Source organism: Paractinoplanes maris (genome assembly GCF_023544465.1).
GTDB lineage: Bacteria > Actinomycetota > Actinomycetes > Mycobacteriales > Micromonosporaceae > Actinoplanes > Actinoplanes maris.
Genome location: NZ_JALPVL010000011.1, coordinates 44,365 through 57,093 on the forward strand (window position 1 = coordinate 44,365; position 12,729 = coordinate 57,093).

Consider the following 12,729-nt stretch of genomic DNA (forward strand, 5'->3'; position numbering starts at 1 on the left):
AACCCGTGACCGCTTCCGATCAAGTTGATCTCGTAACGCTCGGGCAACGCCTGCGCCACCTGCGCAAATCGAAGGGCATGACGCTCGAGCAGCTCAGTGAGGCGGTGGGAAGAGCGCCCTCGCAGCTGTCGCTTCTGGAGAACGGCAAGCGGGAGCCCAAGCTGTCGGTGCTGCAGGGGATTGCGAGCGCGCTCGGCGTCGGCGTGCAGGACCTGCTGCGACCGGAGGCACCGACCCGCCGGGCCGGGCTGGAGATCGACCTGGCCCACTTCCAGCAGTCACCGGCGTACGCGGGTCTGGGTCTGCCGGTCGTGAAGGGCGGCCGCCGGCTGCCCGCCGACGCGCTCGAGTCGCTGGTCGGTCTGCACCGCGAGCTCAACCGGCTGCTGACCGAGCAGAGCGCGACCCCGGAGGTGGCCCGGCGGGCCAACGCGCAGCTCCGGATCGACATGCGCGAGCGGGACAACTACTTCGCCGAGATCGAGCTGGCCGCGGCCGAGGTGTTGCGGTCGGTGAAGCACACGACCGGCCCGTTGTCCCAGCGCGGGATCCTCGACATCGCCGCGCAACTGGGCTTCTCGTTGCACTACGTGAGCGACCTGCCCGGGTCCACGCGCTCGGTGACCGACCTGGTCAACCGGAAGATCTTCCTGCCCCAGGTGGCCAGCGGCAAAGGCCACGACCCGCGGGCGGTGGTGCTGCAGACGCTGGGCCACTTCGTGCTCGGGCACCCCGAGCCGGCCGGCTACGGCGACTTCCTGCGGCAGCGGGTCGAGGCCAACTACTTCGCGGCGGCGCTGCTCATGCCCGAGAAGTTCGCCGTTCTCTTCCTCAGGGAGGCGAAAGCCGACCGGGCGCTGGCCATCGACGACTTCCGGGACGCCTTCGGGGTGTCCTACGAGACGGCGGCGCACCGGTTCACCAACCTGGCCACCCACCACTTCGGCATCCCGGTGCACTTCACCCGCGTGCACGAGAACGGCATCGTCTACAAGGCGTACGAGAACGACGGGGTCCGCTTCCCGGCCGACGTCACCGGGGCCATCGAGGGGCAGCCGATCTGCCGCAAGTGGGCGTCCCGCACGATCTTCGGCTCGGACGACCCGTACTCGTCGTTCTACCAGTTCACCGACACGTCGGCCGGCACCTACTGGTGCACGGTCCACATCGAGTCGACCCGGTCGGGCGAGTTCTCGGTCACCGTGGGCACGCCCTACGAGCACGCGCGCTGGTTCCGCGGCGGAGACACCAGCCGGCGTACGGTGTCGCGCTGCCCCGACCCGGGCTGCTGCCGCCGCCCACCGGCGGCCCTGGTCGACCGCTGGGCCGGTCAGGCCTGGCCCAGCGCCCGCGTGCACTCGCACCTGCTGGCCGCCCTGCCCCCGGGCACCTTCCCCGGCGTCGATGCCCAGGACGTCTACGAGTTCCTGGAGCGGCGGGTCTAAGCTGCCGCGCATGATCGGTGGGGTGCGGCTCGGCATCGCGGTGCTGGTGGGCTGGGCCGGGGCGTGGCTCTGGGCGTACGGGACGGCGGTTCTGCAACCGCTGTGCGAGCCGGGCTCACCGTTCTGGGAGGGCGCCGAGAACAATTCGTACTGGGCGCGCGACGTGCGGTGGGCGGCGATCCTGGCCGTGTCGGCCGTGCTGGCCGCGGTGTCCCGCCGGTCGTGGCTGATCGCCGTGGCCGTGCCCTGGCTGGCGGCCGACATCGTGCTGGACCGGATCGACCCGGGCCGTCCGGCGCTGCTGCCGGCCACGCTGATCGCCGGTGTGGTGGTGACCGCGGTGGCGATCCCGGCCGCGTTGCGCCGACCGGGCCGGCCGGTGGCGCTCTGGATCCCGCTGGCCTGCCTGTTCACGGCGGGGTCGATCGTGGCGCTGGAGTCGCCGAGCGATGCCGAGCCGCAGCTCGCCCTGTCCCGGCTGGCCGCCTACGTCGTCTGCGCGATCGCCACGGTCGTGTGCGTGCTCGCCTCCCTGACCCCGAGCACGCTGCAGCGCCGGTGGCCGGTGGTGGCCGGCCTGGCCGTCGGAGTGACGCTGTTCGGCCTGCCCCTTCCGCCGCTGGTCACATTCGGGCTGATGGCGCTGGGCGCGGCCACCGTCGTGCTGCTGCGCAAACCGTGGGCCGGAGCGCGCCGGGCCGCCGGGGTGGCGGCGCTGCACGTGGTGGGTCTGATCGCGGTCGGCTTCGTGCTGCTCTTCGCACTGCTCCAGGCCGGGCAGCCGTTCACCGCGCTGGCCGGCAACGAGCCGGTCAACGCGGCCGACTCCGACCTGACCCTGGTGATCTGGTCGGTCGCCGTGGCCGTGATCTGGGCGGCGCTGGTGCGCCTGGCCGAGGCGATCGCGGCCACCCCGAGGCTGGCCGCCGCTGAGCCGGCCCCGCTGAGCCGGCCCCGCTGAGCCGGGCCTGCTAAGCCGGCTGCAGTTCGGGCGAGCGGGTCGGGGCGAGGCGGCCGAGCAGGGAGCGCGCCGCCTCGATGACCAGGGCGCGGTCGTGGGTGAGGGCGAACTCGAAGCGACGCTCGGAGTCCGGGCCGGTGTCACCCAGGTCGCGGGCGACCAGCGCGGCCGCCCGATGCGGGCCGACCACGATGACGTTCCACTCGCCGCGCAGCGCGTCGTCGTCCTCGAGGCAGGCACCGCGCACCCCGGGGATCGGCTCGTCGGTGAGCCCGCTGCCGAGCGCGGCCACCAGCGGGCTGTCGCCGGCGATGCGGGCGAAGCGCCGGGCGGTGGCCGGGGTGAAGTGCCGGGCCTCCTGGAAGCAGGCCAGCAGGACCGGTGGCTCGCCGCCGTCGAAGGCCAGCGCCTCGAGGTGCCGGCTCATCGGCATGAGCTGCGCCTTGGTGGCGGTGGTGATCGGGCGGCGGGCACCCACGACGGCGAACGGCGTGCGGTTCTCCGGCGGCGGTGGCGGGATGAACGGCAGCGTGGCGGTCACGCCGGTGCGGGCCGGAAGGGGCGCCGGGCGGCCGAAGTGCCAGCCCTGACCGACAGTGGCGCCCATCGTGCGGGCGATCGCCACGTGCTCCGGGGTCTCGATGCCCTCGGCCAGTACGACCGCGCCGCTCGCCTCGGCGTACGCCGCGACCGCGGCCACCACGCGAGCCGTGTGCGGGTCGCCGGGCGCCCGCAGCAGGCCCATGTCCAGCTTGACCACGTCGGGGTGCAGGAACGGCATGAGCGCGAGGGACATCGGGTCGGCGCCGACGTCGTCGAGGGCGACACCCCAGCCCGCCGCGCGGACCGCGGCCGCGGCGCTGAGCAGACCCGACGGATCGGCCGCGATGGCCCGCTCGGTCATCTCGGTGACCACCCGCAGGCGGTGGCGGGCGCGCTCGATGATCGGGACCAGGTCGAGCGGGCAGGGGGTGCCCGCGGCCGACGGCTCCATGTTGACGAAGAGGGTGAGCCCGGGGTCCAGGTCGGCGGCCAGCGCGCCCTCGTAGGCGCGGGCCCGGCAGATCCAGTCGAGCTCGCTGTCGCGGCCGGCCTCGTGGGCGGCGGCGAAGAGGGCACCCGGCTGCTCCCACGGGCTGCCGGCCGGGCCGCGGCTCAACGCCTCGTAACCCAGCACCCGTCCGGTGGACATCTCGACCAGCGGCTGGAAGAGGGTCGTCACGGCCCGATGGTCGAGCACCTCATGGATATCTCGCACGGGCTTCTCATCGGCCGCCGAGGTCCGTGGTTAACAAAAGACGCGACGCTCTTTACTGTTAACAGTCTTTAACTTATGTTGGTCGATATCTCCACCTGGTCATCCCCCATGAAGCAGAGGAGCACCCCTTCATGAGACGCAGGTTCACCCTTCCCGCACTGACCGTCGCCGCCACCGCGGCCGCCCTCACCGTCGGAGTCGCCCCGGCTTCCGCCCACGGCTACATCTCCAACCCGCCCAGCCGCCAGGCCAACTGCGCCAGCGGTGCCGTCGCCAACTGCGGCGACATCGTCTACGAGCCGCAGAGCGTCGAGGCGGCCAAGGGCTCCAAGCAGTGCAACGGCGGCGGCAGCCGGTTCGCCGTGCTCAACGACAACAGCCGCAACTGGCCGGCCGCCTCGGTCGGGCAGAACGTCACGTTCAACTGGGTGCTCACGGCCCGCCACTCGACCAGCACGTGGGAGTACTTCATCGGCAACACGCTGCTCGCCTCGTTCAACGACGGCGGCGCGCAGCCCGGCGCGACCAAGTCGCACGCGGTCAACATGAAGGGCTTGAGCGGCCGCCAGACCGTGCTGGCCCGGTGGAACGTGGCCGACACCGCGATGGCGTTCTACGCCTGCGTCGACCTGAACATCGGCGGTGGCGGCACCACGCCCCCGACCACGCCGCCCCCGACGACGCCGCCACCCACCACCCAGCCCCCGACGACCCCGCCCACCACGCAGCCGCCCGCGAGTGGCACGTGGCGCGCCGGCACGGCGTACCAGCCCGGCAACGTCGTCACCTACAACGGCCGCTCGTACACCTGCCGCCAGGCGCACACCGCGCTGGCCGGCTGGGAGCCGCCGAACGTCCCCGCCCTGTGGGCCGCAAACTAAGGCGTGTTTCAGGAGTGGAGCCGGGCTGCGGCGTGGCCCAGCCGCCGCCTGGCCGCACGCCGGAAAGGCCCGAAGACAACACCGGTATTCGGGCCTTTCCGGCGCACACCCAGACGACACCTGGACCTCACCGCAGCTCGGCCCCACTCCTGAAACACGCCTTGATCACGGCCGCATTGGCCGTCCTTCTGCTGGTCTCCGGCTGCGGTTCGCAGCCGGAGGCCGGTACGCCGTCGCCCGCCTTCAACGACACCGACGTGATGTTCCTGCAGATGGCCTTGGCCCAGATCGCCGAGGGCGACCAGGTCGCCGCCCTGGCCGAGCAGCGAGCCACCGACCCGCGGCTGCGCACGCTGGTCACCGAGCTGCGCACCCAGTGGCGCGACGAGTCGGCCACGATGCGGCGCCGGCTCCTCGACTGGGGACAGCCGGCCGAGCCGGACCCGTCGGCCGGAGCCCACGCCGGCCACGGCGACGTGCACAGCCTGCGCCCCGCCGACATCGCGGAGCTCGGTGCGGCCCAGGGCAGGACCTTCGACCGTACGGCGGTGACGATGCTCCTGGGTCATCTCGGCAACTGCGGGGAGACCGCCCGCATGGAGTCCGCCGGAGGAGCCGACCCCGAGATCCGCGCCCTGGGCTCCAACGTGGCCGGCCGCCGCCAGGCCCAGGTCCAGACACTCCTGAAGATGGCCGCGGAGCCCTGAGGCGGCCCCGCTCACCTCTGATCGGACATCCGGCGGATCACCGCGAGCGCGGCCTCGGTCAGGTCGGTGCCCGCGGTGCCGGCCTCGAGGCACAGGCTCAGATAGGCGTCGTCGGCGCCACACCGGTTGGCGGTGGCGATCAACTTGATGGCGTGCCTGATGGTGGCCCGGATGTCCAGCGCGGCGGCATAGCCGGTGACCAGGTCGAGGCCGCCGGCGTCCAGGCCGCTCGGCAGGTCCCGGCCCTCGCGTCCCGCGCGACCGTGGACGTGCCAGATGCCGGCGATCAGCGGTGCCATGGCCGCCCGGTCGTGCCCGTAGGCGTTGAGAGCGGCGATCACCTTTCCCCGCCCGGCGAACATCGGCACCGACACCGAGGCGTGCAGTCCCATTCGCGGGGCCACCTCGTGGAAGCCCGGCCACTGCACCATCGCGTCGATGTCGGGCACACCGACCGGAACGCCACCGTTGACGCTGTCCAGGCAGGGCCCGGCGTTGTCGGAGTACTGGGCGTGGTCGACCGCCTGGATCAGATCGTCGCTGACCGCCACCGTGGTGTAGACCTTGCCGCGCAGTGCGGTGATCGACGCGTACAGCGCGGGCCCGACCCGCTCGGCGGTGAGCTTGGCGATGGCCAGCATCCGGCCGTCCAGGGTCGGCGAGTGGTCCGGGGTGCCGGCCAGCGCCGTCAGGGCCGTGGCCAGGACGCCGTGAGCACCCGGCCGACCGGATGCGACTGTCATGGCTTCTCCTGGCGGCTCTCTCCGGCGGGACGTCCGTATACCCATCGATGCCGCGCTGTACCCCCGGTGGCACCGGGCTCTGCGCCGGAGGGAGTTCCATCTCACTTTCAGTGAGCGGAGGCGGTGGATCCGTGTAACCGGGAGGGCGGGGGGTAGCCGGGCGGAACCACGCACTCGATTACGGAGGACCCCTTGGCGAAAGACACTCTGTCCCGATCCCTGCACGACGTCGGCCTGGCCGCCTGGTTCGGAGGGACGCTGGCCAACGCCGTCGCCCTCAACCCGGCGGCCGCGGAGGCGGACACGGCGAACGGGACCGGCCGGGTGGCCAACACCGGCTGGAACAAATGGACCCCGGTCAACGCGGCGGCCATCGGCGCCCATCTGGCGGGCAGCATCGGCGAGCTCGCCGGCAACCGGGCCCGCCTGGCCGGCCAGCGCGGAGTGGGATCGACCGCGCTGGTCAAGACCGGTCTGACCGCGGCCGCGCTGGCCGTGACCGGATACAGCCGGGTGCTCGGCCGCAAGGTGGCCGAGCAGCAGTCGGTGCCGGCGCTGGCCGGCACCGAGCCCGCCTCGAGCACGCCGGAGGACGTCGCCAAGGCGCAGAAGCAGCTGTCCGGGCTGCAGTGGGTCGTGCCGCTGCTCACGGGTGCGCTCATCGTGGTCAGCTCGCTGGCCGGTGAGCAGCAGCGGGCGAGCGAGGTGAAGAAGGGCTTCCTGGCCCGCATCACCGGCTGATGTCACCGGTCACACCCTCGTACCGGGCGGATCGCCCGGTACGGGGGCCGGGGATCAGCCGAGCAGGCGGCGCTCCCAGGCCCAGGCGGCGATCTCGACGCGGTTGCGCGCGTTCAGCTTGGTCATGACGCTGCCGACATGGGTCTTGACCGTGCCGATGGAGATGAAGAGCTGGGCCGCGATCTCGGCGTTGGTCAGGCCCTTGGCGGCCAGCCGGACCACGTCGAGCTCGCGCGGGGAGAGGCCGCCGTCGTCGCCCGAGGGGGCCGGCGGTGACAGGTGCTCCAGGAGGCGGACCGTGATGGAGGGGCTGATCAGGGCGTCACCGGAGACGGCCGCCCGGACGGCCTCGACCAGCAGCGCCGGGCCGGAGTCCTTGAGGAGGAAGCCGGCCGCGCCGTTGCGCAGCGCCTGATGCACGTACTCGTCGAGGTCGAACGTGGTCACCACGACCACCTTGACGGGGTCGGTCACGCCGGGACCGGACAGCAGGCGCAGGGCCTCCAGGCCGTCCATCTTGGGCATCCGGATGTCCAGCAGGGCCACGTCGGGCCGCAGCCGGCGGGCCATGGCCACCGCTTCGACGCCGTCGGCGGCCTCGCCGACGACCTCCATGTCGGGCTGGGCGCCGATGATCATGCCGAAGCCGGTGCGGACCATGGCCTGGTCGTCGGCGATCAGTACGCGGATCATGGGTCCGTCCTCGGGTCGATCGGGAACGCGGCGTCGACCACCCAGCCGCCCTCGATGCCCGGCATGGCGGTGATGCGACCGGCGACCGCGCGGACCCGTTCGCTCAGGCCCACGAGACCGTACCCTGGGCGCTCGCGCGGCGTGCCCGCCCGGGCGGTGATCACTCCGTCGTTGGCTATCCGCACCAGCAGCCACTCGGGGGTGCGCCTTATCCACACGTCGGCCGCCGTCGCGTCCGGCGCGTGCTGGCGCACGTTCGTCAGCGCCTCCATCACGACCCGGTAGGCCGAGGTGGAGATCTCGACCGGCAGGCCCGCCAGGTCGCCGTCGAGGTGCATCCGGGCCTTGGCGCCGCCCGCCGAGTTGAACTGCTCGAGCAGGGCGCCCAGGTCGCCCAGGCCGGCCACCGGGGCCAGCGGGGCGTCCGGCTTCGACTCCGGGTCGCGCAGCACGCCGACCATCCGCCGCATCGACGTCATCGTCTCGGCGCCGGCCCGCTCGATCTGGTCGAGCGCGTGCAGCACCCGTTTCGGGTCCTGCTCGGCGATGAACTTGGCCCCCTGGGCCTGGACGACGATGCCGGTGACGTGGTGGGCGATGAAGTCGTGCAGATCGCGGGCGAACTCGGCGCGCTGCTCGGCCCGTACGGCGTCGACCGCCCGCTGCCGGGACCCCTCGATGATCCGCAGATAGATGCCGAGGCCGATGGCCGCGGCCGCGGCCAGCGCCTGGATCAGCCCGAAGATGACGTAGAGGGCCTCCTGCCCGCTGCGCAGCGGCGCGAAGCTGACCGCGGCGCCGACGATGAGCAGCGCGGTCGCGCCCCAGCCGGGTGGCGAGTGACGGGCGACCACGTAGCAGACGCCGAGCAGGGCGGCCGACTCGGCGAGCCCCCAGCTGGCCCCGGACGAGCCGTCCGCGGAGACCGCGGCCCCGACGGTGACCAGCAGCGAGGCGATGCCGAGCAGCATCGCGGCCCGGGGCAGCCGGGTCGATCCGGGGCGGTGCACCGGCAGCCAGACCGCCGCCGCGGCCAGCGCCAGCAGGATCTGCAGCAGTCCGAGGGCCTCCGACTGCCGCAACAGGCCCTGGGCGATGTCGAACAGCCCGAGGACCGCCATCCCGAAGAGCGCGAGGAACTGCGCCAGGCGGCGAAGGATGATCCGGTTCGGGTTGGTCTGCATCGCCGTCCAGCGTATGCGCTGGTGCGGGGGCTCCCATCGGCCGAAAGACAGATCCGCCGAAGTTCGCGGGCCTGGCCTGCGGCTGATGTGCCGGCCGATCGGCTCCGCAGATGATTCCCGGCGTCGCACCATCATCGAGCGGAGAAATCATGCAGACGCAGAACGTGGACACGCTGGCCGCGGTCGCCGCCGTCGACCTGGTCAAGGTCTACGGCAGTGGGGACACGGCGGTGCGGGCGCTCGACGGGGTCACCGTCGGCTTCGCCCGGGCCCAGTTCACCGCCATCATGGGGCCGTCCGGCTCCGGCAAGTCCACCCTGATGCACTGCCTGGCCGGCCTGGACACGGCCACCTCGGGGCAGGCTCTGCTCGGCGGCACCGACCTGACCAAGCAGCCGGACAAGGTGCTGACCAAGGTGCGCCGGGAGCGGATCGGCTTCGTCTTCCAGGCCTTCAACCTGCTGCCCCAGCTGACCGCGGCGCAGAACATCATGCTGCCGCTGGAGCTCTCCGGCCGCCGTCCCGACCCGCACCTCTACGGCCACCTCACCGAGTCGCTGGGCATCACGGGCCGGCTCGACCACCGGCCGGGCGAGCTGTCCGGCGGTCAGCAGCAGCGGGTGGCGATCGCCCGGGCGCTGATGTCGCGGCCCGAGGTCGTCTTCGCCGACGAGCCGACCGGCAACCTGGACTCCCGGTCGGGCTCCGAGGTGCTGCTGTTCCTGCGCAATTCCGTACGGGAACTGGGCCAGACGATCGTGATGGTGACCCACGACCCGAGCGCCGCGGCCTACGCCGACCGAGTTGTGCTGCTGGCCGACGGCCGCGTCGCCGGCGAGCTCGACCGCCCCGACATCACGTCGGTCTCGGACGCCCTGCAGAGCCTGGCGGTCGCCCGATGAGCGTGCTCCGCACCCAGTTGCGCGGCGTGGCCCGCCGCCCGTCGCGCCTGCTGCTCACCGGCCTGGCCGTGCTGGTCGTGTCGTTCGTCGTCTACGCCACCGTGCTGGCCCAGCAGATCACCGAGCGCAGCATGCTCAACGGCCTCAGCGGCACCCCCGAGGCGGTCGACGTGGTCGTGCGCAACGGCACGATAGAGGCGGCTCAGCTCGCCGCGATCCAGAAGGCGGCCGGCGTCGAGGAGGCGGTCGGCCGGATCGACTACGGCGGTCAGATCGGCGGCGAATACCTGCAGCTGCTGGCCGACCCGGGCACCGGGCCGCTCGCGCTGACCACGGTCAGCCAGGGCCGGTTCCCGTCGGCGCCGGGCGAGGTCGCGGTCAGCCCGCGCACGGTCGAGCGGATGGGGCTCAAGCTCGGCACCACGGTCGACGCGCAGATCCGCTACGACGAGCAGGGCAACCCCCTGGCCAAGACGAAACTCAAGGTCGTCGGGGTGGTCGCGGCCCGCGACGACTTCGGCTTCCAGGCGTACGCCCCCACGGCCGCCCTGCTGAAGCTGACCGCCGCGCCGTTCCTGAGCCAGATCGACATCCGGGTCACGCCGGGCACCGACGTGGCGGCCGTGCGGAGCCGGATCGACCAGGTCTTCGCCTCCTCGACCAAGCTCGCGGCCGACGAGCGTCCCCAGGTCAGCGACGGCCCGACCGTCCGGCACGAGGAGGCCGAGGCCAAGGTGTCCGACGTCAACGCCATCTTCGCGGTGATCGCCATGTTCGTCGCGATCGCCGTGGTCGCCGCCGGCCTGGTCGCCACCTCGACGTTCCGCATCGTGTTCGCCCAGCGGATGCGCCAGCTGGCCCTGCTGCGCGCGGTCGGTGCCGGCCGTCGCTCGATCACCGGGGCGCTGGCCACCGAGGGCGCGCTGACCGGCCTGGTCACCGGCACGGTGGGCGTGCTGATCGCGCTCGGCGTGGGCCACCTCGTGCCGGTCGCGGCCGGGTGGTTCGACAAGCAGATCGCCTCACCCGGCGTGCCCGTCCCGGCCGCCCTCGGCACGATCGCGCTGGCCGTCGGGATCACCGTGCTGGCCGTGCTGGCCCCGGCCGCGTCGGCCTCGCGGGTCTCCCCGCTGGAGGCGCTGCGCGGTTCCGGCACGACCGGTGCCCGCCGCGACATCGGCAAGCTGCGCTGGGCCACCGGCATCGTGCTGACCGCGGGGGCGGTGCTTCTCGCGGCCTACGTGATCACCCACCTGCCCGGTCGCGACCCCGAGAACTACGACGCGCAGCCGATGCTGTTCGCCATCGTCGCGTCCGGCGCGTGCGCCTTCTTCGCCCTGGTGGCGCTGGGCCCGGTCCTGGTGCGGCCGGTGCTGGCCCTGCTGGGCTGGCCGATCCGCCGCTCGGGCCCGGTCGGCCGGCTGGCCGCCGGGGGAGTGGGCGCGGCGCCGCGCCGGGCCGCCGCGGTCTCGGTCGTGGTCGCGCTCGGCGTCACCCTGATCGCCGGGGCCCTGGTCGGCGGCGCGTCGTTCCGGGTGCTGGTCGACCGTGAGACGGCCGCGTCGTCGCCGTCGGACTACGAGCTGACCGGCGTGAACGAGGACCCGGTGCCGGCCACCCTGGTCGAGCAGCTGAAGAAGAACGACAAGATCAGCCATGTCACCCCGTACCGGCGGCTGCAGACCACGATCGGCGGCCAGTCGGAGCTGCCGGTCACCGACCTGGTGATGTCGGGGCTGCCGCAGCTGAAGAAGCTGGACGCGGCGTCCGGCTCGCTCGGTGACGCCGGGCCGGGCAAGGTGGTGCTCTCGGGCTTCGCGGCCGAGGTGACCGGGGCGCGGGTGGGTGACCCGGTGGAGTTCGTGACCGGCAAGCGCAAGGCGAAGCTGACCGTGGCCGCCGTGCTGCCCGACGACGCGCCGTTGCACGCCTCGGCCGTCCTCGACCCGGCCGACCTGACCCGGCTGGGCGCCCCCGCGACGTACGCCGGTGTGCTGGCCGACGCCGCGGCGAGCGGGGAGAAGGCCCGCACCGACGGCAACCGGGCCATCCAGGACACCCAGGCCGCGGCCGGCGGCAAGTGGCGCATCGACGTGCTGGCCGACCAGCGCGACCAGATCAACGACAACGTCACCCTGCTGCTGGTGATCGCGATCGGCCTGATCGGGCTCACGGTGATCATCGCCGTGGTCGGGGTGGGCACCACGACCGCGCTGTCGGTGGTCGAGCGGGTCCGCGAGTCCGGGGTGCTGCGCGCGGTCGGCCTCTCCCAGGGGGGCCTGCGCGCGATGCTGACGGCGGAGTCGGCGCTCTACGGCGTCATCGGCGCCGCCATCGGGCTGGCGCTCGGGGTCCCGTACGCCTGGCTGGCCGTCAAGGCACTCGGCGTCAACGCCCCGCTGACCGTGCCGGTCGCCCAGCTCGCGGCGGTCTTCGCCGTGCTGGTCGTGCTGACCGCGCTGGCCGGCGTGCTGCCCGCCCGCCGGGCGGCGAAGGTGAGCCCGGTCGCCGCGCTGGGCGCCGAATAATCGGGCGCGGAAGGCCGGCCGGTCGGCTATAGAGCAGGGTATGGACGAGTTCTGGCCCCTGTTCGGCCTCCGGTTGGCCTTCCGCGACGTGCTCCTGCGCCCGATGACCGAGGCCGACCTGCCGCGTCTGGCCGCGGTCCTGCCGGCCGACGCCGGGCACGACCCGCGGCTGGCGATGTACGAGTCGCAGACCTACGCCGAGAACGAGCGCCGGTTGTTCTGCCAGGGCTACTGGAAGGCGCTCGGGACCTGGTCGCCGGAGTCGTGGGTGCTGCACTTCGCGGTCTCGCACGGCGGTGAGCTGGTCGGCGTGCAGACCCTGGAGGGCGACGACTTCCCGGCCCTGCGGACGGTCGACTCCGCCTCGTGGCTGGTGCCGGCGGTGCGCGGGCGAGGTCTCGGGGTGGCCATGCGCACCGCGATGCTGCAGTTCGCGTTCGGCGAGCTGGGTGCGACCGCCGCGATCACCTCGGCCACCACCACCAACGCGGCCTCGCTCGGGGTCTCCCGCCGGCTGGGGTACGCCGGGAACGGGATCAGCCGCATCGTCGACACCGGTGGCGACGTCGTCGAGCTCCAGCATCTCCGGCTGACGCGCGACCGCTGGCCCGGCGCCGAGGTGCCGGTGGCCGGTTTCGCGCCCTGCCGGCCCTGGTTCGGGATGGCGGGCTGATCACTCGTTCGAT

The 12,729-nt window shown here is 72.9% G+C and carries 12 protein-coding genes; 8 read left to right on the forward strand and 4 right to left on the reverse strand.

The features are described 5' to 3' along the window. Positions 1–5: 5 nt before the first annotated feature. A complete protein-coding gene (locus NAG42_RS29635) occupies positions 6–1,445 on the forward strand; it encodes a helix-turn-helix domain-containing protein (protein WP_250035156.1) in 1,440 nt (479 codons plus the stop codon). 10 nt (positions 1,446–1,455) lie between these two features. Continuing rightward, positions 1,456–2,406 carry a hypothetical protein gene (locus tag NAG42_RS29640; RefSeq protein WP_250035157.1) on the forward strand — a complete coding sequence of 317 codons (951 nt, stop codon included), beginning with the start codon at positions 1,456–1,458 and terminating at the stop codon, positions 2,404–2,406. Positions 2,407–2,416: 10 nt separating this feature from the next. On the opposite strand, the gene NAG42_RS45110 is transcribed toward NAG42_RS29640, so the two are convergent. Continuing rightward, positions 2,417–3,664: a sensor domain-containing phosphodiesterase gene (locus NAG42_RS45110; RefSeq protein ID WP_250035158.1), complete on the reverse strand. Its 1,248-nt coding sequence runs from the start codon at positions 3,662–3,664 to the stop codon at positions 2,417–2,419. A 131-nt stretch (positions 3,665–3,795) separates the two neighbouring features. Here NAG42_RS45110 and NAG42_RS29650 point away from each other — a divergent pair, with 131 nt between their 5' ends. Further along, complete coding sequence (locus NAG42_RS29650) at positions 3,796–4,545, forward strand: lytic polysaccharide monooxygenase (RefSeq protein ID WP_250035159.1); 750 nt, start codon at positions 3,796–3,798, stop codon at positions 4,543–4,545. Positions 4,546–4,721: 176 nt separating this feature from the next. Then, entirely contained in the window at positions 4,722–5,252 is a 531-nt protein-coding gene (locus NAG42_RS29655; RefSeq protein ID WP_250035160.1) for a DUF305 domain-containing protein, read from the forward strand. 11 nt (positions 5,253–5,263) lie between these two features. On the opposite strand, the gene NAG42_RS29660 is transcribed toward NAG42_RS29655, so the two are convergent. Continuing rightward, positions 5,264–5,995: a GAF domain-containing protein gene (locus tag NAG42_RS29660; protein WP_250035161.1), complete on the reverse strand. Its 732-nt coding sequence runs from the start codon at positions 5,993–5,995 to the stop codon at positions 5,264–5,266. A 192-nt stretch (positions 5,996–6,187) separates the two neighbouring features. Here NAG42_RS29660 and NAG42_RS29665 point away from each other — a divergent pair, with 192 nt between their 5' ends. Then, positions 6,188–6,736, forward strand: coding sequence for a hypothetical protein (locus tag NAG42_RS29665; protein ID WP_250035163.1), 549 nt, complete (start codon positions 6,188–6,190; stop codon positions 6,734–6,736). Positions 6,737–6,790: 54 nt separating this feature from the next. Here the strand turns inward: NAG42_RS29665 and NAG42_RS29670 are convergent, their stop codons facing one another. Then, positions 6,791–7,429 carry a response regulator gene (locus NAG42_RS29670; RefSeq protein ID WP_250035165.1) on the reverse strand — a complete coding sequence of 213 codons (639 nt, stop codon included), beginning with the start codon at positions 7,427–7,429 and terminating at the stop codon, positions 6,791–6,793. Then, positions 7,426–8,613, reverse strand: coding sequence for a sensor histidine kinase (locus tag NAG42_RS29675; protein ID WP_250035168.1), 1,188 nt, complete (start codon positions 8,611–8,613; stop codon positions 7,426–7,428). Before NAG42_RS29675 ends, NAG42_RS29670 begins: the two co-directional genes overlap by 4 nt. A gap of 146 nt (positions 8,614–8,759) precedes the next feature. Here NAG42_RS29675 and NAG42_RS29680 point away from each other — a divergent pair, with 146 nt between their 5' ends. The 3 genes from NAG42_RS29680 to NAG42_RS29690 are packed head-to-tail and all read left to right on the forward strand — an operon-like array spanning position 8,760 to position 12,716. Further along, positions 8,760–9,515 (forward strand): ABC transporter ATP-binding protein, encoded by a 756-nt coding sequence (locus NAG42_RS29680; RefSeq protein ID WP_438872478.1) that lies wholly within the window; start codon positions 8,760–8,762, stop codon positions 9,513–9,515. After that, positions 9,512–12,043: an ABC transporter permease gene (locus tag NAG42_RS29685; protein WP_250035170.1), complete on the forward strand. Its 2,532-nt coding sequence runs from the start codon at positions 9,512–9,514 to the stop codon at positions 12,041–12,043. The genes NAG42_RS29680 and NAG42_RS29685 overlap by 4 nt, the downstream gene beginning before the upstream one ends. A gap of 40 nt (positions 12,044–12,083) precedes the next feature. Continuing rightward, the gene (locus NAG42_RS29690) at positions 12,084–12,716 is read left to right on the forward strand and encodes a GNAT family N-acetyltransferase (protein ID WP_250035171.1); all 633 of its coding nucleotides are present in this window, start codon (positions 12,084–12,086) and stop codon (positions 12,714–12,716) included. The last annotated feature ends 13 nt before the right edge of the window (positions 12,717–12,729 follow it).

Excerpts from the sequence above, each read along its gene's own strand:
- NAG42_RS29640 (WP_250035157.1), top strand. The coding sequence starts at position 1,456 with ATGATCGGTGGGGTGCGGCTCGGCATCGCGGTGCTGGTGGGCTGGGCC.
- NAG42_RS29650 (WP_250035159.1), top strand. The coding sequence starts at position 3,796 with ATGAGACGCAGGTTCACCCTTCCCGCACTGACCGTCGCCGCCACCGCG.
- NAG42_RS29660 (WP_250035161.1), bottom strand. The coding sequence starts at position 5,995 with ATGACAGTCGCATCCGGTCGGCCGGGTGCTCACGGCGTCCTGGCCACG.
- NAG42_RS29670 (WP_250035165.1), bottom strand. The coding sequence starts at position 7,429 with ATGATCCGCGTACTGATCGCCGACGACCAGGCCATGGTCCGCACCGGC.
- NAG42_RS29675 (WP_250035168.1), bottom strand. The coding sequence starts at position 8,613 with ATGCAGACCAACCCGAACCGGATCATCCTTCGCCGCCTGGCGCAGTTC.
- NAG42_RS29685 (WP_250035170.1), top strand. The coding sequence starts at position 9,512 with ATGAGCGTGCTCCGCACCCAGTTGCGCGGCGTGGCCCGCCGCCCGTCG.
- NAG42_RS29690 (WP_250035171.1), top strand. The coding sequence starts at position 12,084 with ATGGACGAGTTCTGGCCCCTGTTCGGCCTCCGGTTGGCCTTCCGCGAC.